Annotated in this window: 30 protein-coding genes; 13 read left to right on the forward strand and 17 right to left on the reverse strand. The window is 67.4% G+C overall.

Features of this window, described 5'->3' with window-relative positions; all coding sequences use genetic code 11:
* The first annotated feature begins 62 nt into the window (after positions 1 to 62).
* The 6 genes from rplQ to FHR20_RS01880 all read left to right on the forward strand — a co-directional run bounded on the left by rplQ (position 63) and on the right by FHR20_RS01880 (position 5,075).
* Positions 63 to 485: a 50S ribosomal protein L17 gene (rplQ, locus tag FHR20_RS01860; RefSeq protein WP_086128670.1), complete on the forward strand. Its 423-nt coding sequence runs from the start codon at positions 63 to 65 to the stop codon at positions 483 to 485.
* Positions 486 to 652: 167 nt separating this feature from the next.
* Entirely contained in the window at positions 653 to 1,411 is a 759-nt protein-coding gene (locus FHR20_RS01865; RefSeq protein ID WP_167297971.1) for a hypothetical protein, read from the forward strand.
* Between the two features lie 265 nt (positions 1,412 to 1,676).
* A complete protein-coding gene (locus FHR20_RS01870) occupies positions 1,677 to 3,815 on the forward strand; it encodes a prolyl oligopeptidase family serine peptidase (RefSeq protein WP_167297972.1) in 2,139 nt (712 codons plus the stop codon).
* Positions 3,816 to 3,930: 115 nt separating this feature from the next.
* On the forward strand, positions 3,931 to 4,518 hold the full coding sequence (locus FHR20_RS01875) for a hypothetical protein (RefSeq protein ID WP_167297973.1): 588 nt from the start codon (positions 3,931 to 3,933) through the stop codon (positions 4,516 to 4,518).
* Positions 4,519 to 4,542: 24 nt separating this feature from the next.
* Positions 4,543 to 4,668: a hypothetical protein gene (locus FHR20_RS22985; protein WP_279589377.1), complete on the forward strand. Its 126-nt coding sequence runs from the start codon at positions 4,543 to 4,545 to the stop codon at positions 4,666 to 4,668.
* Positions 4,665 to 5,075: a DUF1801 domain-containing protein gene (locus FHR20_RS01880; protein ID WP_167297974.1), complete on the forward strand. Its 411-nt coding sequence runs from the start codon at positions 4,665 to 4,667 to the stop codon at positions 5,073 to 5,075. The genes FHR20_RS22985 and FHR20_RS01880 overlap by 4 nt, the downstream gene beginning before the upstream one ends.
* Before the next feature lie 175 nt (positions 5,076 to 5,250).
* Here FHR20_RS01880 and FHR20_RS01885 read toward each other — a convergent pair whose 3' ends face one another.
* The 6 genes from FHR20_RS01885 to FHR20_RS01910 all read right to left on the reverse strand — a co-directional run bounded on the left by FHR20_RS01885 (position 5,251) and on the right by FHR20_RS01910 (position 8,970).
* Positions 5,251 to 5,664 carry a GNAT family acetyltransferase gene (locus FHR20_RS01885; protein WP_167297975.1) on the reverse strand — a complete coding sequence of 138 codons (414 nt, stop codon included), beginning with the start codon at positions 5,662 to 5,664 and terminating at the stop codon, positions 5,251 to 5,253.
* A complete protein-coding gene (locus FHR20_RS01890; protein ID WP_167297976.1) occupies positions 5,661 to 5,915 on the reverse strand; it encodes a CBU_0592 family membrane protein in 255 nt (84 codons plus the stop codon). The genes FHR20_RS01885 and FHR20_RS01890 overlap by 4 nt, the downstream gene beginning before the upstream one ends.
* Positions 5,912 to 6,538: a hypothetical protein gene (locus tag FHR20_RS01895; protein WP_167297977.1), complete on the reverse strand. Its 627-nt coding sequence runs from the start codon at positions 6,536 to 6,538 to the stop codon at positions 5,912 to 5,914. Before FHR20_RS01895 ends, FHR20_RS01890 begins: the two co-directional genes overlap by 4 nt.
* Positions 6,539 to 6,599: 61 nt before the next feature.
* On the reverse strand, positions 6,600 to 7,172 hold the full coding sequence (locus tag FHR20_RS01900) for a DNA-3-methyladenine glycosylase I (protein ID WP_167297978.1): 573 nt from the start codon (positions 7,170 to 7,172) through the stop codon (positions 6,600 to 6,602).
* The gene (locus FHR20_RS01905; RefSeq protein WP_167297979.1) at positions 7,169 to 8,356 is read right to left on the reverse strand and encodes a winged helix-turn-helix domain-containing protein; all 1,188 of its coding nucleotides are present in this window, start codon (positions 8,354 to 8,356) and stop codon (positions 7,169 to 7,171) included. Before FHR20_RS01905 ends, FHR20_RS01900 begins: the two co-directional genes overlap by 4 nt.
* On the reverse strand, positions 8,353 to 8,970 hold the full coding sequence (locus tag FHR20_RS01910; RefSeq protein ID WP_208413367.1) for a TetR/AcrR family transcriptional regulator: 618 nt from the start codon (positions 8,968 to 8,970) through the stop codon (positions 8,353 to 8,355). The genes FHR20_RS01905 and FHR20_RS01910 overlap by 4 nt, the downstream gene beginning before the upstream one ends.
* Positions 8,971 to 9,107: 137 nt before the next feature.
* On the opposite strand from FHR20_RS01910, the gene FHR20_RS01915 reads away from it, so the two are divergent.
* On the forward strand, positions 9,108 to 9,590 hold the full coding sequence (locus FHR20_RS01915; RefSeq protein ID WP_167297981.1) for an anthrone oxygenase family protein: 483 nt from the start codon (positions 9,108 to 9,110) through the stop codon (positions 9,588 to 9,590).
* Positions 9,591 to 9,606: 16 nt separating this feature from the next.
* Here FHR20_RS01915 and guaA read toward each other — a convergent pair whose 3' ends face one another.
* Positions 9,607 to 11,163 carry a glutamine-hydrolyzing GMP synthase gene (guaA, locus tag FHR20_RS01920; RefSeq protein ID WP_167297982.1) on the reverse strand — a complete coding sequence of 519 codons (1,557 nt, stop codon included), beginning with the start codon at positions 11,161 to 11,163 and terminating at the stop codon, positions 9,607 to 9,609.
* A gap of 248 nt (positions 11,164 to 11,411) precedes the next feature.
* Between guaA and FHR20_RS01925 the strand changes: the two genes are divergently transcribed.
* Entirely contained in the window at positions 11,412 to 11,759 is a 348-nt protein-coding gene (locus FHR20_RS01925; RefSeq protein WP_167297983.1) for an ArsC family reductase, read from the forward strand.
* 34 nt (positions 11,760 to 11,793) lie between these two features.
* On the opposite strand, the gene FHR20_RS01930 is transcribed toward FHR20_RS01925, so the two are convergent.
* The 3 genes from FHR20_RS01930 to FHR20_RS01940 are packed head-to-tail and all read right to left on the reverse strand — an operon-like array spanning position 11,794 to position 12,833.
* Complete coding sequence (locus FHR20_RS01930; RefSeq protein WP_086128683.1) at positions 11,794 to 12,000, reverse strand: helix-turn-helix transcriptional regulator; 207 nt, start codon at positions 11,998 to 12,000, stop codon at positions 11,794 to 11,796.
* Positions 11,993 to 12,415: a hypothetical protein gene (locus FHR20_RS01935; protein ID WP_167297984.1), complete on the reverse strand. Its 423-nt coding sequence runs from the start codon at positions 12,413 to 12,415 to the stop codon at positions 11,993 to 11,995. The genes FHR20_RS01930 and FHR20_RS01935 overlap by 8 nt, the downstream gene beginning before the upstream one ends.
* Before the next feature lies 1 nt (position 12,416).
* Complete coding sequence (locus FHR20_RS01940) at positions 12,417 to 12,833, reverse strand: hypothetical protein (RefSeq protein WP_167297985.1); 417 nt, start codon at positions 12,831 to 12,833, stop codon at positions 12,417 to 12,419.
* Between the two features lie 199 nt (positions 12,834 to 13,032).
* Between FHR20_RS01940 and panB the strand changes: the two genes are divergently transcribed.
* The 5 genes from panB (at position 13,033) to FHR20_RS01965 (ending at position 17,991) form a co-directional block, all read left to right on the forward strand.
* On the forward strand, positions 13,033 to 13,890 hold the full coding sequence (gene panB / locus FHR20_RS01945) for a 3-methyl-2-oxobutanoate hydroxymethyltransferase (protein WP_167297986.1): 858 nt from the start codon (positions 13,033 to 13,035) through the stop codon (positions 13,888 to 13,890).
* A gap of 76 nt (positions 13,891 to 13,966) precedes the next feature.
* Positions 13,967 to 14,677, forward strand: coding sequence for a tetratricopeptide repeat protein (locus tag FHR20_RS01950; RefSeq protein WP_167297987.1), 711 nt, complete (start codon positions 13,967 to 13,969; stop codon positions 14,675 to 14,677).
* Positions 14,674 to 15,996 carry a PQQ-like beta-propeller repeat protein gene (locus FHR20_RS01955; RefSeq protein ID WP_167297988.1) on the forward strand — a complete coding sequence of 441 codons (1,323 nt, stop codon included), beginning with the start codon at positions 14,674 to 14,676 and terminating at the stop codon, positions 15,994 to 15,996. Before FHR20_RS01950 ends, FHR20_RS01955 begins: the two co-directional genes overlap by 4 nt.
* Positions 15,997 to 16,101: 105 nt before the next feature.
* Positions 16,102 to 17,472 carry a ribosome biogenesis GTPase Der gene (der, locus tag FHR20_RS01960; protein ID WP_167297989.1) on the forward strand — a complete coding sequence of 457 codons (1,371 nt, stop codon included), beginning with the start codon at positions 16,102 to 16,104 and terminating at the stop codon, positions 17,470 to 17,472.
* A gap of 108 nt (positions 17,473 to 17,580) precedes the next feature.
* Entirely contained in the window at positions 17,581 to 17,991 is a 411-nt protein-coding gene (locus FHR20_RS01965; RefSeq protein WP_086128690.1) for an Hpt domain-containing protein, read from the forward strand.
* Positions 17,992 to 17,997: 6 nt separating this feature from the next.
* Here FHR20_RS01965 and bfr read toward each other — a convergent pair whose 3' ends face one another.
* The 7 genes from bfr to purL all read right to left on the reverse strand — a co-directional run bounded on the left by bfr (position 17,998) and on the right by purL (position 23,944).
* Positions 17,998 to 18,480: a bacterioferritin gene (bfr, locus tag FHR20_RS01970; protein ID WP_086128691.1), complete on the reverse strand. Its 483-nt coding sequence runs from the start codon at positions 18,478 to 18,480 to the stop codon at positions 17,998 to 18,000.
* A 110-nt stretch (positions 18,481 to 18,590) separates the two neighbouring features.
* Positions 18,591 to 18,761, reverse strand: coding sequence for a (2Fe-2S)-binding protein (locus tag FHR20_RS01975; RefSeq protein ID WP_086128692.1), 171 nt, complete (start codon positions 18,759 to 18,761; stop codon positions 18,591 to 18,593).
* Between the two features lie 56 nt (positions 18,762 to 18,817).
* Complete coding sequence (locus FHR20_RS01980) at positions 18,818 to 20,065, reverse strand: DUF418 domain-containing protein (RefSeq protein WP_167297990.1); 1,248 nt, start codon at positions 20,063 to 20,065, stop codon at positions 18,818 to 18,820.
* The gene (locus FHR20_RS01985; RefSeq protein ID WP_167297991.1) at positions 20,066 to 20,509 is read right to left on the reverse strand and encodes a DUF1440 domain-containing protein; all 444 of its coding nucleotides are present in this window, start codon (positions 20,507 to 20,509) and stop codon (positions 20,066 to 20,068) included.
* 32 nt (positions 20,510 to 20,541) lie between these two features.
* Positions 20,542 to 21,210 (reverse strand): nitroreductase family protein, encoded by a 669-nt coding sequence (locus tag FHR20_RS01990; RefSeq protein WP_167297992.1) that lies wholly within the window; start codon positions 21,208 to 21,210, stop codon positions 20,542 to 20,544.
* Positions 21,211 to 21,279: 69 nt separating this feature from the next.
* Positions 21,280 to 21,687 (reverse strand): hypothetical protein, encoded by a 408-nt coding sequence (locus tag FHR20_RS01995; protein WP_167297993.1) that lies wholly within the window; start codon positions 21,685 to 21,687, stop codon positions 21,280 to 21,282.
* Positions 21,688 to 21,724: 37 nt separating this feature from the next.
* Positions 21,725 to 23,944 carry a phosphoribosylformylglycinamidine synthase subunit PurL gene (gene purL / locus FHR20_RS02000; RefSeq protein WP_167297994.1) on the reverse strand — a complete coding sequence of 740 codons (2,220 nt, stop codon included), beginning with the start codon at positions 23,942 to 23,944 and terminating at the stop codon, positions 21,725 to 21,727.
* Positions 23,945 to 24,153 lie beyond the last annotated feature (209 nt).

The following is a 24,153-nucleotide window of genomic DNA, read 5'->3' on the forward strand; positions in this document are numbered from 1 at the left end:
CATCTCACCGCCTGGTCCGGGGTACCTGATACGGCCCCCGAACGAACGGAAGGAAGAAGACAATGCGTCATCGCGTTGGCGGCCGCAAGCTGCAGCGTACCTCGGCCCATCGCGCGGCCCTGTTCCGCAACCAGAGCGCCGCTCTGATCAAGCACGAGCAGATCACCACCACCCTCGCCAAGGCGAAGGAGCTTCGTCCGTATGTGGAGAAGCTGATCACCCTCGCCAAGAAGGGTGGCCTGTCGAACCGCCGCCTGGCCCATGCCCGCCTGCTCGACGACGCCCAGCTGGTGAAGCTGTTCGACGTTCTGGCCGCGCGCTATGCCGACCGCAACGGCGGCTATACCCGCATCATCAAGACCGGCCCGCGCGCTTCGGACGCGTCGCCGATGGCGATCATCGAGTTCGTCGATCGCGACGTCTCGGCCAAGGGCCAGGATTCGGGCCCGGTGCTCGTCGACGAGGATTTCGACGCCGTCGCCTGATCGGCCGCGATATCGAGACAGGGAAGGGCGGTCGCACCAGGGTGCGGCCGCCCTTCCGCGTTCCGGCGCCTTCATCGCGTCGTCCTCCCCCTACGTCGAGCCGTCCTTGCCCGGATGCCGCCGGGCGCAGCAGGCCTGCCGCGATCTTCGCTATCGGGAGGGCTTGCGTGCGTCTGGCGATCTGGTTCCTCGCTCTCCTGCTGGCGGCAGGCTTCGCCGCATCTCCTGCTTCGGCGCAGGACCGATACATGGCCGGCCTCGGCAACAATCCGGGCTCGCCGGTCGGCACGCCCCTGGCCCTGCCTGCGGGCGTCAGGCTGGTGTCGGTCAAGGGCTTCGACAATCGCAAGGATTGCAAGGAAACCGAGCTCGGCGTCGGCGACGAGGAGCTCTGCCTGACCTTCTGCACCGAGGAGGATCGCTCCTATATCGTCCACATCCCCGCCGGCACGATGTTCAAGCACCTGGCCGGTGAAATCTTCGACCGGATGCAGCGGGAGAAGGGCTTCCAGAACGTGATCGTCGTGGACGACCTCAACTTCTTCATCGCGGACAGCCTTTGCGCCCATCTCATGCTGCCCCCTTCCGAACGGGAGGAGGCGAAGAGGAAGCTGCGGGCGCAGCGTGCGGCGAAGGGGGAGCCATCGCCCGCCAATCCCGGATTGCCGTCGGGAGGGCGGTTCCTGCTTCGCGCCATGTGCCTGAACCAGGAGATGGACGTGCCCGGCGAGGGCGCCGAATATGCGCTCGGGACGGTCACCAGCCACCCGAAGCTTCGGCTGGTTCTCGGCGCCGTCAAGGGCCGGAAGATAGAGGGCGACCGTGCCAGGCGCCTGCTTCAGGACGCCATATGGGACGTCACCGAGGGCTATGGCCTGGAGCAGGAAACGCTGGCCAGGCTGCGCGCGCTTCCTGCCGGCCGCTAGCGGCGCGCGGCAATCCGGGGGAGCCAAACCGGTCATTTGGCTCCCGCAACATTTCCTGTCCTTTCCCGGCCGTCCACGGCTTCCCACATGGCGGGCATGAACCGGCAGTTCCCGCAATCCTCCCTCGGCGCCTGGCTTGCCGCGGCGCTGGCCCTCGCCCCGCTCGGCATCCTGTTCTGGGCCGTTTCGGCGACTTCCGGCAACGGCTCGGCTTGAGCGACGGCGCAGTCCGGGTAAAACCGGGCCTTTCCCATTCGGAGGCTCCATGCGCCGCGCCCTCATCCTGCCCCTGCTCCTCGCGACCCCCGCACTCGCCCAGACCCAGCCGGAGACCAAAGTGACCAAGCCCGCCTATCCCGACACCCGCCGCGTCGACGTGGTGGAGGAACAGTTCGGGGTGAAGGTCGCCGATCCCTATCGCTGGCTCGAGAACGACGTGCGCAACGACAAGGAAGTCGCCGCCTGGGTCGATGCCGAGAACAAGGTGACCAACGCCTATCTCGCCACGCTGCCGGGCCGCGCCTGGTTCAAGACGCGCATCAAGCAGCTCTTCGACTATGAGCGTTTCGGCGCGCCGCAGAAGAAGGGCGGCCGCTATTTCTACCTGCACAATTCGGGATTGCAGAACCAGGCCGTGCTGTTCGTCCGCGACCGGCTCGACGGCGAGGGCCGGGTGCTGATCGACCCCAATGGCTGGTCGAAGGACGGCGCGACTGCGCTGTCCGAATGGGCGCCGTCGGAGGACGGCAGATACCTGCTCTACGCGATCCAGGACGGCGGCACCGACTGGCGCACGGCCAAGGTGCTCGACGTCGCCACCGGCAAGGAGACCGGCGACACCGTCCATGGCATGAAGTTCACGCTGAGCGCGGCCTGGGCCAAGGACGGCAGCGGCTTCTATTATTCGCGCTATCCGGACGTCGCGGCCGACGCGAAATACCAGGCGCTCAACGAGAACCACAAGATCTACTTCCACAAGCTCGGCACGCCCGACAGCGCCGACACGCTGGTGTTCGAGACGCCCGACCATCCCAAGTGGAGCCATTACGCCCAGGTCACCGACGATGGGCGCTGGATGGTGATCACCACCAGCGAGGGCACCGACGATCGCTACCAGATCACGCTGATCGATCTGCAGGACCCGGAGCGCAAGCCGCGGGTGATCGTGCCGGGGCTGGAGAATAGCTGGGGCCTGGCCGGCAATGTCGGCACGAAATTCTACTGGGTCACCAACAAGGGGGCGCCGAAGCTCAAGATCGTCACGATGGACGTGGCGGCGGCGAATCCGGCCACGACCGACCTGGTGCCCGAGGATGCGGCGACGCTCGAAGGCGCTGCGATCGTCGGCGGCACGCTGGTGGCGAGCTATCTGGTCGACGCCAAGACCGAAGTGCGTCGCTACAAGCTCGACGGCGGCGCGATCGGCCCGGTCAAGCTGCCGGGCGTCGGCACCGCCTCGGGCTTTGGCGGAGAGCCCGACGATCCCGAGACCTTCTACGCCTATACGAGCTTCAACGAGCCGACGACCATCTATCGCTACGACATGGCGACCGGCACCAGCACGCCCTGGGCGCGCCCCAAGCTGCTGTTCAAGCCCGACGACTACAAGGTCGAGCAGCGCTTCTTCGCGTCGAAGGACGGGACGAAGGTGCCGATGTTCATCGTCCGCAAGAAGAGCGTGACGGGCCCGGCGCCGACGCTGCTCTGGGGCTATGGCGGCTTCAACGTCTCCTATGGCCCCAGCTTCTCCTCCTCGCGCCTCGCCTGGCTGGAGCAGGGCGGCGTGTTCGTCCTCGCCAACATCCGGGGCGGCGGCGAATATGGCAAGGCGTGGCACGATGGCGGCCGCCTGGCCAACAAGCAGAACGTGTTCGACGACTTCATCGGCGCGGGCGAGTATCTGATCAAGCAAGGCATCACCGGAAAGCACCAGCTGGCGATCCAGGGCGGCTCGAACGGCGGATTGCTGGTGGGCGCGGTGGTGAACCAGCGGCCCGACCTGTTCGCCGCGGCGCTGCCGGCGGTGGGCGTGATGGACATGCTGCGCTTCGACCGATTCACCGCCGGGCGCTATTGGGTGGATGACTATGGCTATCCGTCGAAGGAAGCCGATTTCAAGACGCTCTACGCCTATTCGCCCTATCACAACATCAAGTCGGGCGTGGCCTATCCGGCGATCCTGGCGACCACTGCCGATACCGACGATCGCGTCGTGCCTGGGCATACCTTCAAATATGCCGCGGCGATCCAGCATGCGGACATCGGCGACAAGCCGCACCTGGTCCGCATCGAGACGCGCGCGGGCCATGGCTCGGGCAAGCCGACCGACAAGATCATCGAGGAAGCCGCCGATCTCTGGGCCTTCACGGCCAGGTGGACCGGCCTCGAAGTGAAGAGCAAATAGGGGCCAAGGGGCGCCGTTCCCCTCGCAGGGGAATGGCGCCTGGTCGCAAATCGGTTCAGCCGGGCGACAGGCTGGCGCGCATAGTTCTCGTTTCGCGAAAGTAACGGAGGGCGGCATGGATGTTCTGAAGCTTGCGGGCGGCGGGATCGCCGCGGTGGCGATGATGGGGCTGGCGATGCCGGCCCAGGCGCAGGAGCGCTGGCGCCCGTCGCGCGAGAAGCACAAGGACAAATTCGATGTGGGCGACGCGATCGTCGGCGGCCTGGTGGTCGGCGGCGTGCTCGCGCTGATCTCGAGCGGGAAGAAGAAGTCGCACGGCGCCGAAGCGGCCGAGGAGCGGGTGCCGATCGATACCGGCCCGGTCGACGGCGGCCGCTATGGCGAGGCGCCGCAGCCCGCCGCCGGCCCGGTCGCCGAGATGCCGGCACCGAATTCCGCGCAGTTCGACGGGCTCTATGACGAGGATGCCGCCGCCGATCGCTGCGCGGTGGAAGCGGAAAGCCTGGGCGAACGCTATGCTCGCCTGGCGCAGGTCTCCACGGTCACCAGCACCGTCTGGAACGGCAAGAGCTGGGTGATCAAGGGGCAGGTGGAGCTGGCCGACGGCTATCGCGACGCCACCCGGGAGAGCCATGGCTTCCGCTGCGCCCTGCGCCGCGGCAGCAGCCCGATCGTGACGATCGAGGGGCTGCAGTCGCTCTGAGGTCATTTTTGCGGAGGTGCAGGGATGGCATCGCGCGCGCTGTTGGGGATGTGGCCGATGCTGATGCCGGTGGCGGCGTCCGCATCGGCGCTCGATGCCGCGGTTCGTGCCGGGGGCGAGAAATTCCTCGCCGGGGAGCGCGGGGCATGACCGCGCCCAGGCTCCTGTCCGGCGGCAATCCACAGATTCCCAAGGGCGAAGGCGATGCGCCGGTGCAGGCCTATATCGCCGCGATGCCCGAGTGGAAGCAGCGGATCGGGCGCGCGATCGACGACCTGGTGATGGGGTCCGTGCCCGGCGTGCGCAAGGCGGTGAAGTGGAACACGCCCTTCTACGGCGCCCCCGATCGGGAGGGCTGGTTCCTCGCTTTCCATTGCTTCGACAGATATGTGAAACTCACTTTCTTCCGCGGCACTTCGCTCGATCCGGTGCCGCCCGGTCCATCGAAACAGCAGGGGGTGCGCTATCTCGACATCCGCGAGGAGGACGGGATCGATGCGCCGCGGCTGGCCGCCTGGATCCGGCAGGCCAGTGCCCTGCCTGGCGAGAAGCTCTAGGTTGAGAACTCAAACAAGTATCTGATTTTCCGTCATCATCCCCGTGCAGGCGGGGATGACGGAGTTGGCTGAATGAGTCCTCAACCCAGGGCGGCGCGCCACCTGGCGATGTGAGGTGCTGTCGGCATTCCTTTACCGGAGGGGAGGGGGAGGATCGGCCGGATGTGGGCCTAACCTAGTCGTTCAGGAAACGCCCGAGCGTGACCACCCCCTGCCGCTCCAGCCCGAGCGCCTCGTAGAAGCCGAGCGCTTCCGCATTGCCCTCGCGCACCATCAGCTGGATCTTCGGGCAACCCCGCGCGCGCAGCCACGCCTCCGCCTCGGCCATCAGCGCGCGGCCGAGCCCGGTGCCGCGGGCGGCGGGCGCGACCGCCAGATAATAGACCCAGCCGCGATGGCCGTCATCGCCCAGCATCACGCTGCCTGCGATCCCGCCGCCTTCCCCTTGCGCCACCAATATCGTCGCGGCTTCCGCTGCGAGCGCGCGGGCGAAATCCTGTTCGGGATCGTTCCAGGGCCGGGTGAGGCCGCAATCCCGCCATAGCGCGACGACCGGCCCCGCATCCCCGGCATGCGCCCGCCGGATCATGCCGGCCGCCGCGCGATGTGCCACAGCGTCACTGCGCCGATCAGCATCCACACCATGTTCAGGGTCGCCGAGGGGATTGCGCCGTTCCAGCCGCTGTTGATCACGAAACAGCCCGCGCCGACCACGTTCATCCACTGATAGGCGCGCGACCGGCCGGTCAACCTGCCGGAGGAGAGCAGCAGATAGGCGACCAGGATCAATGCTGCCCCGGTCCAGCCGACAAACTCGATCAGCAGCCTCTCGACGCTCATCGCGCGATGCAGGTGACGCCGGCCCACAAATTGGTCACCTTGCCGTCGGGCGCAGGCGAACTGAGCAGGCCGGAAAGTTCGCCCATCATGAACTCGTTGCCGATCGACGTCTCGCCGACATCCACCGTTCCCGCTGCCTCGAGCTCCTTGCGGCTGGTGCCGATGCCGATGCCCTTGGCCGTGGCGAACCCGGCGGACTCGCGCCCGTCCAGGTCCCAGCCGGCGAACTTGCCATCCTGGAAATAGAGCGAGAGCCCATCGCGGAAGGCCGCATAGCCAAGCGGGCCGGCGCCGCAATCCTGGCTGCTCGCTTCCTCGATCGGGTTGCCGAGCGCGGTGGCGAGCAGCCGCACCGCATCGGCCCTGGCCATGCCGAAGCGCACGGGGCGGGAAGCGCCGCCGGGAAGCGCCAGAGTCAGTTCGCCGGGCGCCAGCCTGATCCCGACGCCCGGTGCCTCCGCGTGCGCGTTCGCCGCAGGGGCTTCGGCATTGCTCGCGGGCGGCACGACGATCTCCGCCGTATTGGCCGTCGCGTCCTTCTCCACCGGCTGTTTCGGCTCGGGCGAGCAGGCGGCGAGCAGGCCCAGCACGATGGGCGCCCATGGCAATGGCTTGATCGTCATCTTCGCTTCCCCACCCGGTTCGCGGCCATTTTCTCACTATCCCGGCGCGCCCGCAATGACCTCAGGCGAGGGCGGCGACCGGCTCCCGGCGGAAGCAGCCGTGCTGATGATCGTTCACCAGCCCCACTGCCTGCATCCAGGCATGAACGATGGTCGGGCCGACGAACTTGAAGCCCCGGCGCTTCAATTCCTTCGAGACCGCCTCGGAAAGCGGCGTGGTGGCGACGAAGCCATGGCCGGGGCTCAGGATCGGCTTGCCGCCGGCGAAGGCCCAGCAGAACTCGGCGAAATCCTCGCCGCGCGCCTGCATCTCGCACCAGATCTGCGCGCCCCTGATCGTCGCCTCGATCTTGGCGCGCGCACGCACGATGCCGGGGTTTGCCATCAGCCGCTCGACGTCCTCGGGCCCGAAGGCGGCGACCTTCGCCGGATCGAAGCCGGCAAATGCCGCGCGAAAGGCTTCGCGCTTGCGCAGGATGACGATCCAGGCGAGCCCGGCCTGAAAGCCCTCGAGCATCAGCGCCTCCCACAATTCCCGCGAATCGCGGATCGGCACGCCCCATTCGGCATCGTGATAGGCGCGGTTGAGCGGATCGCTCACCGCCCAGGCGCAACGCGGCAGATCGTCGGTCATCGGCTTCCCCTGATCGTCTCGCCGATACGCACTTCGCCCAGCCCGAGCCAGCCCGCCATGCGGGCAAGTTCGATCGCCAGCCGTTCCTCGGTGTCGCGCGGTGCGCCCGGCTCCAGCGTCACTCGGTGCGCGAGCAGCCGGCCGGCCTGGCGATCGGCCTTGAGGTCGACGCGCGCGACGAGCGCTTCGTCCATCAGGAAGGGCAGCACGAAATAGCCATGGGTCCGTTTGTCGGCAGGCACGTAGATTTCGATCCGGTAGCGGAAATCGAACAACCGCTCGGTACGGCCGCGTTCCCAGATCAGCGGGTCGAAGGGTGCCAGCAGCGCGTCGCCGCGCACGCGGCGCGGCATGCGCGCGTCGCGGTGCAGCCAGGCCTTCTGGGCCCAGCCCTGCACCCGGACCGGGATCAGCGTGCCTTCCTCCTCCAGCTCGGGGATGGCGCGACTGGCCTCCTCCGGCTTGAGCCGGAAATAGTCGCGCAGATCCGCCGCCGTCGCCACGCCGAGCGCGCGGGCGCTACGCTCGATCAGCACGCGCTGGGCAGTCGCCGCATCGGGCGTCGGCAGGTCGTAGATCGCGCGCGGGATCACCCGTTCGCTCAGATCATAGACCCGCTCGAAGCTGCCCCGCCGCGTGACGGTGGTGATCTGGCCCGACCAGAACAGCCATTCGAGCGCCAGCTTGGTCTCGCTCCATTCCCACCAGCCGCTCCTCGAGCTGCCATTCTCGAACTCGGAAGCGGCGAGCGGCCCTTCGCCGGCAATGCGGTCGCGCACCGCCCGGGCCTCGGCATTGCGTTCGTGCGCGAACAGGCGGAGCTGCCGCCAGCCGATCTCGCCGCGTTCGGCCCGGGCCATCCGCCACCGGAAATGCGGGTGGAGATCCATCGGCAGCAGCGAAGCCTCGTGCGCCCAATATTCGAAGAGCCTGCGGCCGCGCTTCGGGCCCCAGGCATCGCGCTCGAGCAGGGCGCGGTCATAGTCGCCCAGTCGCGAAAAGGCAGGCAGATAGTGCATCCGCGTCAATACGTTGACGCTGTCGATCTGGTGGAGGCCCAGCCGATCCACGGTGCGGCGGAGATGCGCGGCGCCGACGCGGGCGGGCCGGCGCAGGCCGAAGCCCTGCGCCGCGAGGAAGATGCGGCGCACCTGCTTCGGCGAAAGCGTTTCCCCGGCGCTCATTGCGCGGCGAGCGCCGCGAGATCGGCCGGCAGCAGCTGCTTGAACAGGGCGAGCACGCGCCTGCCCTCGGCGGGCGGCAAGGTGATCGCGTGGCGCACCGCCGCGGCGATCAGCGTCATCATCAGCTGGGCATAGCGCCCGACCGCCGCGGGGCTCGCTCCCTCCGCGACCGGCCGCACCGCCTCCGCGAGCAGATTGGCGAGAAAGGCGCCATCCTCTTCATCGAGCTTCTGCAGGGCGCGGTCGGCCTGGGTCGCCTGCCAGATGTCGCGCATCACCGGTTCGTCCACGAACATCCGATAATAGCTGTCGACGATATTGCCCAGCGCAGGGCGCAGGTCCGCGATGGTCTCCACCGTGGCCAGATCGCGCGCCACGCACGCGCGGCCGATCGCGTTGCAGCGCTCGGCCAGCGTGCCGATGATCGCCGTCTTGTCCGGGAAATATTGATAGAGCGAGCCGAAGGGGATGCCCGTGCGCTCGACGATGTCGCTCATGCGAAAGGCGTCGCTGCCCTTCTCCGCCATCACCGCCGCGGCGCATTGCAGGATGCGCTCGAACCGCTCGCGGCTGCGCTTCTGCACGGGCACCATCGGCGCCCGAGCCTCGGGCAATGCCGCCTCTTGTCCTCCCGCTGCCGGCCTTCGCCCCATTCCGCTTCCCATCGCATGCGCTTGACGATTCGAATACGAGGGATTATCGGGTTTTGCAAATACGATACATTCTCGTATTCAATCGAAGGGCCTGGATGATGCGCACCTTTCTCGTTCCCGGACTGCTCTGGTTCTCGGCAATCGGCTGCGGGCTGATGGCCGGGCTCTATTATGCCTTCTCCACGTTCATCATGACGGCGCTCGGCCGGATTGCCCCGGCCTCGGGCATGGCGGCGATGCATGCGATCAATGTCGACATATTGCGCTCGTCCTTCCTGCCGCTGTTCCTCGCGACCACCATGGCGGCCGGGCTGCTCGCGGTGGTCGGCGCGCTGCGCTGGGGCGAGCCGGGCGCGCTGGCGATGGTCGCCGGCGGCACGATCTATCTGCTCGGCATGTTCGGCGTGACGATGTTCTGCAACGTGCCGCTCAACGACGCGCTGGTCGCGGCCGGCGACGGCACCGGCCCGGTCGAGATCTGGGCGCGCTATCTCAAGGAATGGACGATGTGGAACCATGTCCGCACCCTGAGCTCCATCGCCGCGTTTGCGCTGTACATCGCGGCGCTGGTGCAGCGCTAGGCCGCCATCCCCGCCGTCACTCCCACTCGATCGTCCCCGGCGGCTTCGAGGTATAGTCGTACGCGACGCGGTTCACGCCCCGCACTTCGTTGACGATGCGCGTCGCCACCCGGGGGAGAAACCCGCCCGGGAACTCGAACGCCTCGGCGGTCATGCCGTCGATCGATGTCACCGCACGCAGCGCCAGCACCGAATCATAGGTGCGGCCGTCGCCCATCACGCCGACCGTGCGCACCGGCGTCAGCACCGCAAAGGCCTGCCAGATCGCGTCGTACAGCCCGGCGTTGCGGATCTCCTCCAGATAGATGGCGTCCGCCTTGCGCAGAATGTCGCAGCGCTCCCGCGTCACTTCGCCCGGGATGCGGATCGCCAGGCCCGGCCCCGGAAAGGGATGGCGGCCGACGAACTGCTCGGGCAGCCCCAGTTCCCGGCCCAGCGCGCGGACTTCGTCCTTGAACAGCTCGCGCAGCGGCTCGACGAGCTTCATGTTCATCCGCTCGGGCAGGCCGCCGACATTGTGGTGGCTCTTGATCGTCACCGAAGGCCCGCCGGTGAAGCTCACGCTCTCGATCACGTCGGGATAGAGCGTGCCCTGCGCCAGGAAATCGGCGCCGCCGATCTTCCGCGCCTCTTCCTCGAACACGTCGATGAAGGTCTTGCCGATGAACTTGCGCTTCGCCTCCGGATCCGTGACTCCGGCCAGGCCGGCGAGGAACAGCGTCTCGGCGTTCACATGGACGAGCGGGATGTTGTAGTGGTTGCGGAACAGGCCAACGACCTGTTCGGCCTCGCCCGAGCGCATCAGCCCGTGATCGACGAACACGCAGGTGAGCTGCTCGCCGATCGCCTCGTGGATCAGCACCGCGGCCACCGCGCTGTCGACGCCGCCCGAAAGCCCGCAGATCACCTTGCCGCTGCCCACCTGCGCGCGGATCTCGGCGATCTTGGCCTGGCGGAACTCGGCCATGGTCCAGTCGCCCTGCAGCCCGCAGACGTGGCGGACGAAGTTGGCGAGCAGCTTGGCGCCGTCGGGCGTATGGACCACCTCCGGGTGGAACTGCATCGCATAATAGCGCCGCGTATCGTCGGCGATCACTGCAAAGGGGGCGCCGGCGCTGTGCGCGACCGGGCGGAAGCCGGGGGCCAGGTTGGTCACCTTGTCGCCATGGCTCATCCACACCTGGTGGTTCTCGCCCTCGTGCCACATGCCGTCGAACAGCACGCAGCCATCGTCGATCTCGATGAAGGCGCGGCCGAACTCGCCGCTGTCGCCAAGCTGCACCGTGCCGCCGAGCTGGTGCATCATCACCTGCTGGCCATAGCAGATGCCGAGCACCGGCAGGCCGCTGTCGAAGATCTCCTGCGGCACCCGGGGGCTGCCCTCGTCCAGCACCGATGCGGGGGAACCGGAGAGGATGATCCCCTTGGGCTGCATCCGGGCAAAGGCCTTGGCGGCGGTGGTGAAGGGCGCGATCTCGCTATAGACGCCCGCCTCGCGCACGCGGCGCGCGATCAGCTGGGTAACCTGGCTGCCGAAATCGACGATGAGGATGGAATCTGCATGCTGGTCCATGCCCAGCGCGCTTAGCCAGAACCGGCGCCGGGGGAAAGGCCGGTGCGCGATTATGCATAAGTTTATTCGCCGGGTCGGGGACGCGGGCACGCCCGGGAGATCGGCTTCGTCATCCGCGCCTGCCCGGGGATGACGCCGGAGAATGGAAGCCCCGACCCGGTGCGCGCGCCGCCCGATCGAAAGCCGACTGTTTTCCGCCGCGAAGCGCGCTATCGCATGGCCGAACCACGAGCAGGCGAGGGCGCGACGTGACGGTCACCATGTACGGCATCAAGAATTGCGACACGATCAAGAAGGCGCGTGCCTGGATGGACGCGCACGGCATCGCCTATGCCTTTCACGACTACAAGGCATCGGGGATCGATGCGGCCCGGCTCGCGCGCTGGAGCGGGATCGTCGGCTGGGAAGTGCTGCTCAATCGCGCCGGCACCACCTTCCGCAAGCTGCCCGACGCCGATCGCGAAGGCATCGATGGCGGCAAGGCGGCGGCGCTGATGCTGGCCCAGCCCTCGATGATCAAGCGCCCCGTGCTCGAATATCCGGGCGGCATCCTGGTCGGCTTCAAGCCGGAGAACTACGCCCGGACGCTGCTCTGAGCGGGAGCCCGCGCGACGCTCGCGCCATGCGGGCTCATGCCTCCCAGCTGAACACTTCCTCGAGCGGCTTGCCGAACACCTGGGCGATCCGGAACGCGGCTTCGAGCGACGGCGAATATTTGCCTTGCTCGATCGCGGCGATCGTCTGGCGCGTGAGGCCGATCTTCTCGCCCAGCTCGGCCTGGGTCATCTCGCCGGCGAGGAAGCGCAAGGTGCGCACCTGGTTGACGACCCTAGCCATGCCAGCCCCTCCGATAGCTCAGCAGGACCAGGAAGTGGTTCACCGCTTCGGCGATCACGATCGCGAGTAGCGCGGTATTGACGATCTTGGGCGGCGGCTCGGTGAACGGCATCACCACGCCGACCAGGATCGCGCCCGCCATCAGCACATAATAGGCTGCGGACGCGCCGCGCCGGGCGATCGCCTTGTCGCGTTCGTCCGGGCGGCGGCCCGCGGCGCCCGGGGCTTGGGCGGCGAGGACGATATGGCCGATGATCACCACCGCCGCCTGGGTTCCGGCGATGATGCCGAAGCTCCACAGGATGTCGAACAGCGTGGGCGGGGTTTCGCGCAGCGCCATCATCGGAAAATAGATGCCGTAGGCCACGGCCATGCAGACCAGGGTCAGCCACGCGGTCTTTTCGCGATAGGCCATGTCAGTTCCCCCGCCGATAGCCGGCGATCTGCGCGGCATAATGGACGATCTCCGCGATCACGATCGCGCCCATGATGGCATAGGCCATGTCGATCCTGTCGAAGCCCAGATGCACGCTCCCGGCGACGCAGAACACCAGCCCGATCAGCACGGGATAGGCGAGGGCATAGGCGCGTCGGGCGATGTCGCGGTCGCGCTCGTCGCTGCCGGCGCCGGCATCGGCGGGGGCGAGCGCGGCGGTGACGATCGCGGCCCCCGTCGCGAGGATCGTCTGGACGATCACCGCGGCAATGAAGCCGGTGAAATAGACGGCGCCGTGCAGCTTCCCGCCGGTCGTCAGCATGAAGCCGAAAAAGCCGCCCCACACCAGGATCGTGGTGACCACGGAGATCCAGGCGATCTTCTCCTTGAATGGCATAGTTCACCTCAAGTTCGAAATTTGTGCCTTAATGTTAAATATATCGAACATTGAGTCAAGCGATTATAACTCGCTCTCCTTCATCCGGCCTTTGCGGGGATGACGGGGACGGGAAATCGCGGAGAGTGAAGGAGGCCGGGCCGCCTGCCGGATGCCGTTGCGCTGGCGACCATCGGCGCAACGCGCTAGACCCGCGGCCATGTCGCACGTCACCATGGATACGGCCACTAGCCGCGCAAACCCGACCCCCGCCCCGATGAAGCGGCTCACCGTCCCGGCGATTCGCGATCGCAAGGGCAAGGATCCGATCGTGATGCTCACCGCTTACACGACGCGGATGGCGCAATTGCTCGATCCGCATTGCGACGTGCTGCTGGTGGGGGACAGCCTGGCCCAGGTGATCTACGGCCTGCCTTCCACCCTGCCGGTGACGCTGGAGATGATGATCGCGCATGGCGCCGCGGTGGTGCGCGGCAGCTGGCATTCGCTGGTCGTGGTCGACATGCCCTTCGGCAGCTACGAGCAGGGCCCGGAACAGGCTTTCGCCTCCGCCGCGCGCGTGCTGGCGGAGACGGGCGCCGCCGGCGTGAAGATGGAGGGCGGCGAGACGCTAGCGCCCACCGTCGAATTCCTCACCCGGCGCGGTATCCCGGTCGTCGGGCATGTCGGCCTCACGCCCCAGGCGGTCAACGCGCTCGGCGGCTATGGCGCGCGGGGCCGGAGCAACGCGGAGCATGCCCAGATCCTCGACGATGCGCGGGCGATCGCCGCCGCCGGCGCGTTCGGCATGGTGGTGGAGGGCGTGGTCGAGACGCTGGCGCGGGAGATCACCGCGGCGGTGTCCTGCCCGGTGATCGGGATCGGCGCTTCGGCCGAGTGCGACGGCCAGGTGCTGGTGATCGACGACATGCTGGGCATGTTCGAGCGGACCGCCCGCTTCGTGAAGAAATATGACGATCTCGCCGGCCGTATTTCCGCCGCGGTTGAAACCTATGCCGCCGATGTTCGGTCGCGGGCCTTCCCGGGGCCCGATCAGGTCTATGCGCCGCGGGATTGACGGGCTACCGAGCGCTCTGTTGATTCCCGCGCGGCACGATCAGGTTCGCGCCCGCAAGAGACGCATGGAGTAGATTTTGGCGCTTCCCCCCTCCGGCACGACAGACGAAGCCTTCCTGCGCGAAGTCGACGAGGAATATCGCCGTTCGCAGATGCTGGGCATCTGGCAGAAATACGGGCGCCTGATCATCGGCGCCGTGGTGGCCGGGTTCCTCGCGCTCGGCGGCTTCCTGTTCTGGCAGCACCAGAGCGATTCCGCCGCGGGCCAGAAGGGCGAGCAATATGATGCCGCCCTGCGCAACATCGAGCAGAACCAGCTCGACAAGGCGAATCCCGAACTCGCCAAGCTCGCTGCCGGCGGCAACAACGGCTATGCCGCGATGTCGTCGATCATCGAGGGCAACCTGCTGCTGCAGAAGAAGGACGCGAAGGGCGCCGCCGCCAAATTCGCCGCGGTTGCGGGCAACGGCGGCTTCGCCAAGCCGTTCCGCGATTACGCGCTGCTTCGCCAGACTTCGGTGGAGTATGACACGCTGAAGCCCGAAGTGGTGGTTTCGCGCCTCCAGGGCCTCGCCAAGCCGGATTCGGCCTGGTTCGGAAGCGCCGGCGAGATGGTGGCGGCCGCGCAGATCAAGCTCGGCAAGCGCGCCGAGGCGGGCAAGCTCCTCCAGCAGATCGCCCAGGGCGGCGACAATGTGCCGGATACGACGCGGCAACGCGCGGTTCAGCTGGCGAGCGTATTGGGGATCGATGTCCTCGATCAGTCGAAGGAAAAGCAGGCTAAATGAACAATAAGCTGAGGGTGGCTGGGGCCCTTGCGGCACTCGCGCTGGTTAGCGGCTGCGGCGTGATCAAGGGGCAGGGCAAGAAGACGCCCGTGCTCGGCGAGCGCGTTCCCATCCTGATGTCCGAAAACGACATCACCAGCGACAGGTCGCTGGCAAGTGTCGACGTGCTCGTGCCGGAAGCGGCGGTGAACCAGGACTGGACCCAGCCGGGCGGCAATGCGGCCAAGTCGATGGGCCATCTCGCCTTGTCCGCCACGCCGTCGCAGGTCTGGAGCCAGCAGATCGCCAAGACCTCCAAGAAGGAGCGCCTTGCCGCTTCGCCGGTGGTCGCGGGCGGCAAGCTGTTCGTGATGGATACCGACGGCCAGGTCCATGCGCTGGCCGCCGACACCGGCGCCGAGCTGTGGCGCGCTGCCACGGTGAAGGCCGACGGCAACAAGACCGCGCGCTTCGGCGGCGGCGTCAGCGTCTCCGGCGACCATGTCTTCGCGACCAACGGCCTCGGCGATGTCGTTGCGCTCAAGGTCGCGGACGGCACCGAACTGTGGCGCAAGCGCCCCGGCGGCCCGCTGCGCGGGGCCCCGACGCTCGCCAACGGCAATGCCTATGTCCTCACGCAGGACAACCAGCTCTTCGTGATGAGCCAGGAGAATGGCGACGTCAGCTGGACCGCTTCGGCCAGCCTCGAATCGCAGGGCGTGTTCGGCGTAGCGGCGCCGGCCTCGGCGCAGGGCACCGTGATCGCCGGCTTCTCGTCGGGCGAGCTCAACGCCTATCGCTACGAGAATGGCCGCTCGCTGTGGAGCGACGTGCTCTCCCGCAGCAGCATGAGCACTTCGGTCTCCTCGCTGTCGGACATCGACGCCGAGCCGGTGATCGACCAGGGCCGCGTCTATGCCGTGGGCCAGGGCGGCCGCATGGTCGCGATGGACATCGCCACCGGCAACCGCATGTGGGAACAGAATATCGCCGGCATCTCCACTCCCTGGGTGGCGGGCGAATGGCTGTTCGTGGTGACCGACGATGCGCGCCTGCTGTGCCTTTCGCGCACCAGCGGCAAGGTGCGCTGGATCTCCCAGCTCAAGCGCTACAAGAACGACAAGAAGCCCAAGGATCCCTGGGGCTGGGTCGGTCCCGTCCTGGCCGGCGGCAAGCTGATCCTGGGCAGCACCCGCGGCGAGCTGGCCTTCGTCTCGCCGGCCGACGGCAGCGTGAGCTCGACGATCGAGCTGAAGGCTCCGATCTCGCTCCAGCCGGTGGTGGTGAACAACATGCTCTACATCCTGGACGACAAGGGGCGCCTGACCGCGTTCCGCTGATATCTGTCCCGGCCATGGCAGGCGGGCGGGGCCGAGAGGCCTCGCCCGTTTGCTTTTTGCACTATATGCCCTTCTGCTGGGCACACCCCGAGAAGAGTTACCCTTATGCCATTGCCCATCGTCGCCATCATCGGCCGGCCGAATGTCGGCAAGTCGACGCTGTTCAACCGGCTGGTCGGCAAGAAGCTCGCACTGGTCGACGATCAGCCGGGCGTGACGCGCGATCGCCGCGAAGGCGATGCGAGCCTGCTCGGGCTCGAGTTCCGCATCATCGACACCGCGGGCTATGAGGACGAGGACGCGGCAACCCTGCCCGGCCGGATGCGTCAGCAGACCGAGGCGGCGGTGCAGGAAGCCGATGTCGCGCTCTTCCTGGTCGATGCCCGCGCCGGAGTGACGCCGCTCGACGAGGAGATCGCCCGCTGGCTGCGCTCGACCGACCGGCCGATCGTGCTCGTCGCCAACAAGGCGGAGGGCCGCGCGGGCGAAACCGGCGTGATCGAGGCAATGGCGCTCGGCTTCGGCGATCCGGTGCAGCTCTCGGCCGAGCATGGCGAGGGGATGGGCGACCTGTTCGAGGCGCTGCTGCCGCATGTCGAGCGCGAGGAAGAGGACGTCGAGGAAGAGGATCCCGACAATCCCAATGCCCCGCTCAAGCTGGCGATCGTCGGCCGGCCGAACGCCGGCAAGTCGACCCTGGTGAACCGTTTCCTGGGCGAGGACCGGATGATCACCGGCCCCGAGGCCGGGATCACCCGCGATTCGATCGCGATCGATTGGGAATGGGAGGATTTCGACGGCAATCTGCGCCCGGTCCGCCTGATCGACACGGCGGGGCTGCGCAAGAAGGCGCGCGTGGAGGAGAAGCTGGAGAAGCTCTCGGTCGCCGACACGTTGCGCTCGATCGACTTCGCCGAAGTGGTGGTGCTGCTGCTCGACGCGACGCGCGGGCTCGAGGTGCAGGACCTCAAGATCGCCGATCGCGTCCTGCAGGAGGGCCGCGCGCTGATCATCGCGCTCAACAAATGGGACGTGGCCGAGAACGCCTCCAGCATGTTCAACGGCGTGAAGGGCGCGCTCGACGAGGGGCTGGCGCAAGTGAAGGGCGTGCCGCTGCTCACGGTCTCCGCGGCGACGGGGAAGGGGCTCGACACGCTGATCGACGTTGCCTTCAAGACGCGCGAGGCCTGGTCGCGCCGCGTCTCCACCGGCCAGCTCAACCGCTGGTTCGAGCGTGCGGTCGAGGCGAATCCGCCGCCCGCGCCCGGCGGCAAGCGGATCAAGCCGCGCTACGTCACCCAGAACAAGACGCGCCCGCCCAGCTTCGTGCTGTTCGGCACCCGCGTCGACCTGCTGCCGATGAGCTATCAGCGCTATCTGATCAACGGCTTGCGCCGCGAATTCGATTTCGGCGCGGTGCCGGTGCGGTTGACGCTGCGCGCGCCGAAGAATCCGTTCGATCGCGATAAGGAATGAGAATCCAATCGCTTCCGTAACGATCCTGCCCCCATATCAACGCTGTGTTTACACACGGGCGATACCCTTCGGAACGCTCTGGAGGGTGCGGAGTAGGGGAAAGAAGCGATGACCGGCAACGAGCAGCTGGTGAACTGGGACAGTTTTGCGCAGGCGCGGGCCGAGCTCGGTGCCAATTTCGTGCGCATTCTCGGCTATTTCCGCGAAGACGGCGTCAAGTCCGTTGCGCGGATCGAGGAAGCCATGCGCGCGAACAACGCCGCGTCGATGGTGATTCCCGCGCATACGCTGAAGGGCGAATCGCGCCAGTTCGGCGCCGATCCGCTGGCGGACCTGGCAGAGACGATCGAAATGAGCGCGCGCCTGTGCATCGAGCGACAGGACACGCCGACGGACGTGCTCGAACATGTCGTGCAGCTGCGCCCGCTCTTCGAAGCGACGCTGGCGCTGCTGGAGCGCGAATCGAACCCGCTGGTGGAGCGCCGCCCGGTGTTCGGCCGGCGCTCGCTCGCGGGCTGACGGACCCTAGCTCGCCTCGGCCGCTTCGCTGTTGAGCTGGATGTAATTCTCAAGCCCCATGCGCGCGATCATGTCGAACTGCTTCTCCAGCGTATCGACATGCTCTTCCTCGCTTTCGAGGATATGGGCGAACAGATCGCGCGAGACATAGTCGCGCACGCTCTCGCAATGCTGGATCGCGTCGCGCAGCAGCGGGATCGCCTCCATCTCCACCGCCAGGTCGGCCTTGAGGATCTCCTCCACCGTCTCGCCGATGCGCAGGCGGCCGAGCAGCTGGAAATTGGGCAGGCCGTCGAGGAACAGGATGCGCTCCGCCAGCTTGTCGGCATGCTTCATCTCGTCGATCGATTCGTGGCGCTCGAGCTCGGCCAGCTTGGTGACGCCCCAATTGTCGAGCAGCCGGTAATGCAGCCAATATTGGTTGATCGCGGTGAGCTCGTTCTTGAGCGCCTCGTTGAGATAGTCGAGGACCTTGGGATCGCCCTTCATTGCCGCCACCTGTTTCTCGTGATTGGATTTCGGGCAGCAGAATAGGCGCGGAAGCCCGTGTTGGACAGCAAAAAGTGGCGGATTTCTGCGGTTTTCAGCTGTTGCGAACGTTATGCAGCAGCACGTTCCTGGGCAATGATCTCGCGTGCGAACGGCACGCATTGTCCGCACTTGGCCTGGCATCCGAGCGCCCGATAGGCCTGGCAGGCACTGGTCGCGCCCTCGCGCGCGGCCTCGCGCACGTCACGTTCCCGAAGAGCATTGCAAACGCAAACGACCATCAGACCCTCACGACTCTCCGGGGACGAGTTAGGGCTATTGACACTGATTCGCAAGACTATTGCGAGGCACTCGCATTACTATCCGGCGCCCCTCTGCGGATCGGCTGGAGATGCCAGCGCGCCAGGCTGCGCCACAACCACTCGAACGGGCCGAATCGGAAATGGTCGAGCCAGGTCCCGGACCAGAGCAGGATCAGTGCCCAGATGACGAAGACAATCGGGTAGAGCTGCCAGCGCGTAAGCTGCCCGTACCAGCCCAGGCCATAGCCGTAGAAGAGCGTGGTGCAGATCAGGCTGGTGGCGAGATAGTTGGTGAAGGCCATCCGACCCGCCGCGGCGAGGCGGGCGGTCAGCGCGCCGTCCGGGCGGGCGAGAAGCAGGATCAGGCAGATCCATCCGGCGATCATCGGCGGGCGGACCAGCGCGGTGAGCGGCAGCATCGCCGCGACCACGCGCATGTCGAAGCCGGAACGCCATTGCCACCATGCCAGCACGGCATAGGCGGGCAGGCCGATGCCCCAGCAGGCGATCAGCCAGCGGCGATAGCGCGCCCGGGGCCATTCGCCCCGCAGCATTCCGCTGCGCAGCGCCGCCATGCCGAACAGCATGTAGCCGAGCGTCTCCGGCCCGAAGAAGACGAACAGCGCGAACAGCGCGCCGCCGTCCTCGCGGAGCCGATCGGCGAGGATGGTGCCATAGCTGCCGCGATGAAGCGCCAGGTCCTTGGCGATGTCGGCCGGTGAGGGGACGCCGAATGCCTGGGCATAGCCGTGCAGCGCGGGGGCATTCGGGGTCTGCGCCTGGAGCTGGACGATACCCAGCGGAATGGTCGCGAACAGGATCGCGCCGGCCAATGCGAGCATCGCGCCGAGCACCAGCAATCGCGGCACGGGCAGGCGGCGCATCGCATAGGCGATCATGCCCATCATCGCATAATGGGCGAGGATGTCGCCGTGCCAGACCAGGAACAGATGGGCGAGGCCGAAGACGAGCAGCCAGGCCATGCGCCGATAGTGCACGCCGGCCGGGCCGCGCCCGCCAGCCTCGGCGCGCTCGACCACCAGCAAGGTCGAGGCCCCGAACAGGAACGAGAAGAGCCCGCGCATCCGCCCGTCGAACAGCATGAAGTTGATCGCCCAGGTCGCCAGGTCGGCGCCGTGCCAGCCGCCATAGGCGCGCGGGTTCACATAGGCGGCCTCGGGCATGGCGAAGGAAAGGATGTTGAGCAGCAGGATGCCCAGCACCGCCACGCCGCGGACCACATCGAGAGAAGCGAGCCGGGTGCCCGCGGCGGAAGGGGGCATTCAGCGCCGCGCGGCGACGAGTGCGATCGGGATGCCGACCAGCACGATGTGGCAGAAGAGCTGAGTCGCGACCGTCTGCGGGTCGAGATGCGGGAAGACGGCCGGCCAGCGCAGCGGCAGCACGACCAGGTTCATCACCGCCCAGGTGGCGACGCCATAGCCGATGCCCGCGGCTACGCGCCGCGCCTTGAGCAGGGGCAGCCGATCGGCGGCAAGGACGAAGACCGCCGCCATCACGGCCATGATCGCGAAATGAACCGCCAGCCCCAGCACCGCGCCGGCCGCCCCCCAGCCGGTCGCATCCGGGAAGGGCCCGCTGGCGACGCCGCGCAGCATCCTGTCGGGGGTGCGGCCGGCCTGGAGCGCGAGGATCGCCGCCGCGGCGATGTCGAGCGTGCCGGCGATCAGCGCCGCCACCAGGATCCGGCGTCCGGCATGGGCCATGTCGATTGTCCTCCCGCTCTCCTTGGCGGACGCTACAACCAGGAGCTGATCTCCTCCAGCGGCTTCTTCATGCTCCCGGCCGCCGGGGTCATGGCTTCGGCGGCCGGATGGCCGGCGACGATCAGCATCAGCGCCTTCTCGCCCTCCGGCCGGCGGCAGACGCGGTTGAGGAAGCGCATCGGCCTGGGCGTGTGGACCAGCGTCGCGATGCCGGCGGCGTGCAGCGTGGCGAGCAGGATCCCGGTGGCGATGCCGACGCTCTCGGTGACGTAATAGTTGCGCGGCACGGCTTCGTCGTCGGCAAGGCGCCGGGCGAAGACCGCGATCAGCCAGGGCGCCGTCTCGAGAAAGGGCTTGTCGGCATGGGTGCCGAGCGGGCGCACCGCATCGAGCCACGCTCCCGGTGCGCGGCCGGCGTAGAAATGGCGCTCCTCCTCCTCGGCCGCGACGCGGATCGTCGCCTTGGCCTCCGCCCCCGCGATCGCGCAGAAGTGCCAGGGCTGGCGGTTGGCGCCGCTCGGTGCCGAGCCGGCGGCCCGCAGCGCCGCCTCGATCACTTCACGGGGAACGGGCCGATCGCTAAAGGCCCGGCAGCTGCGACGCGTGGCGATCTCCGCCAGGAAGGTCTGGGCCCGCTCGATCCGGGCATTGTCGCTCAGTTCCGGATAGGGCTGCCACGGCAGCGCTTCGTGCTCGGCCATGGATGCCCCCTCTGATTCGACGATGCCACCGGTGTCTCGGGCCAGGCAATCCGGTTTTCCCCGTAGCGCTCAGCGATTCTCCCTGCGGATCACCAGCTTCAGGCCCGACCAGACCGGATCGACCGCGCAGACCTTGATGTCGACCAGCCCCTTGGGCAGCGCGACTGCGCGGATCACGTCCTCGGTAATGTCGGTCTCCACCCGGGCGGCCTTCTTGGGCCAGGAGACCCAGATGAAGCCGTTCCGGTCGATCAGCGCGAGCAGCGCCTCCAGCTCCCGTTCGAGCCTCGCCCGCTCGGTGACGAAGACATGCGCCGCCTGCAGTCCGGCACAGGCGACTGCATATTCCTCGATCCCCAGCCCCGCGGGGTCGATCTCGGCGCGGACGCTGTCCGGCATGTCGCCGAACCAGCTGCGCATGCCGGGCTTGAGCCCCAGTTTCTTCGCCAGCGGCGTGCCGGAATAGCCAGCGGTCATCACGACTTCCCTCCTTGCCGGCCGGCACGCACCTGCTTCACGCCAGGGCCGCGTCTTCCCCCATCAGCTCCGGGAAGAACGCTTCGTGCGCCGCCTTGAGATCGGCCAGGCTCACGCAGAAATCGCCTTCTTCCAGCTCGAAGATGATCCGGTCCTTGATCGTGCGACCGATCGGATCGGCGACCAGCCCGGCCTTGTCCGCCGCGACGAGGAAGTCGGCAAGGCAGGTGTCGCAGATCGTGACGACATACAGGCCCTGGTCTTCGCCGAAGAAGGAGCCGGCGATGCCGAAGGGCTGGGGCTGGTCGATGATCGCGCCGATGCCCGAGGCCATCGCCATCTCGGCGATCGCGACCGCCAGTCCGCCGTCCGATACGTCGTGGCAGGCGGTGATCGCGCCGGTGCAGATGCCCGAGCGGATGAAGGCGCCGGTGCGGCGTTCCATCATCAGATCGACTTCGGGAGCCGGCCCTTCCTCGCGGCCGTGCAGCTCGCGCAGCCACAGCGACTGGCCGAGATGGCCCGAACGTTCGCCGACCGCCAGGATGATGTCGCCGGTGCCCTTGAAGGCGATGGTCGCGCTCTTCGAATAATCCTTGAGCAGGCCGATCGCGCCGATCGCCGGGGTCGGCAGGATCGCCGAGCCGCCGCCGGTGGCCTTGCTCTCGTTGTAGAGCGAGACGTTGCCCGAGACGATCGGGAAGTCGAGCGCGCGGCACGCCTCCGACATGCCTTCGAGGCAGCCGACGATCTGGCCCATGATCTCCGGGCGTTGCGGATTGGCGAAGTTGAGGCAGTTGGTCACCGCCAGCGGGGTGGCGCCGACGGCCGAAAGGTTGCGCCATGCCTCCGCGATCGCCTGCTTGCCGCCCTCCACCGGGTCGGCGAAGCAATAGCGCGGGGTGCAATCGGTGGTGATCGCCAGGCCCTTGCCGGAGCCGTGCACGCGGACCACCGCCGCGTCGCCGCCCGGGCGCTGCACGGTGTCGGCGCCGACCATATGGTCGTACTGCTCCCAGATCCAGCGGCGCGAGGCGAGGTCGGGCGTGCCGACCAGCTTGAGCAGGTCCGCGGCCGGATCGGTGCTCTCGGGCACGTCCGCCAGTTCGGCGGGCTTCGGCGTCGGCACGTGCGGCCGGTCGTAGAGCGGCGCTTCGTCCGCCAGCGGGGCGAGCGGGATGTCGGCGACCGTGTCGCCCTTCCATTTCAGCACCATGCGGCCGGTATCCGTCACATGGCCGATCACGGCGAAATCGAGCTCCCATTTGCGGAAGATCGCCTCGGCAAAGGCTTCGCGGCCGGGCTTGAGCACCATGAGCATGCGCTCCTGGCTCTCCGACAGCATCATCTCGTACGGCGTCATGCCGGTTTCGCGCTGGGGCACGTCGTCCATCACCAGCTCGATGCCGACGCCGCCCTTGCTGGCCATCTCGACCGAGGAGGAAGTGAGGCCGGCGGCGCCCATGTCCTGGATCGCGACGATCGCGTCCGACGACATCAGCTCGAGGCACGCTTCGATCAGCAGCTTCTCGGTGAAGGGATCGCCGACCTGGACGGTGGGGCGCTTCTCCTCGCTGTCCTCGCCGAAATCCGCGCTCGCCATCGTCGCGCCGTGGATGCCGTCGCGGCCGGTCTTCGAGCCGACATAGACGATCGGATTGCCGACGCCGCTGGCGGCCGAATAGAAGATCTTGTCCGTGTCCGCGATGCCGACGGTCATCGCGTTGACCAGGATGTTGCCGTCATAGGCCTTGTGGAAATTGACTTCGCCGCCGACGGTGGGGACGCCGACGCAATTGCCATAGCCGCCGATGCCGTGGACCACGCCGGCGATGAGGTGCTTCATCTTGGGGTGGTCGGGCCGGCCGAAGCGCAGCGCGTTCATGTTGGCGATCGGGCGCGCGCCCATGGTGAACACGTCGCGCAGGATGCCGCCCACGCCGGTCGCCGCGCCCTGATAGGGCTCGATGTACGACGGGTGGTTGTGGCTCTCCATCTTGAAGATCGCGGCCTGGCCGTCGCCGATATCGACCACGCCGGCATTCTCGCCCGGGCCGCAGATCACCTGGGGGCCCTCGGTCGGCAGCTTCTTCAGGTGGATGCGGCTCGACTTGTAGCTGCAATGCTCGGACCACATCACCGAGAAGATGCCGAGTTCGGTAAGGTTGGGCTCGCGGCCCATCGCCTTCAGGACGCGCGCATATTCTTCGGGGGTGAAGCCGTGCTCGGCGACGATCTCGGACGTGATCTGGGTCATGGGCGCAGCCCATAGCGAGGGCATGTGCCCGCGTCACCCCCGAGCGGGGGCGGCGCGAAAATCTTGCCTCCCCCGGCCGGCATGTGCGGACGGCGCGGAAGGGCCGGGGCGTTCGCATCGCGGCCGAGCCAAGCGGATGGAATCCTGCATCAAGGGACCGAATCGCCGGGCTATGCGGGGGTTGGAGATTAACCATTGGAGGCGTAGCA

It is taken from the genome of Sphingomonas leidyi, assembly GCF_011761945.1.
GTDB classification, from domain to species: Bacteria; Pseudomonadota; Alphaproteobacteria; order Sphingomonadales; family Sphingomonadaceae; genus Sphingomonas; species Sphingomonas leidyi.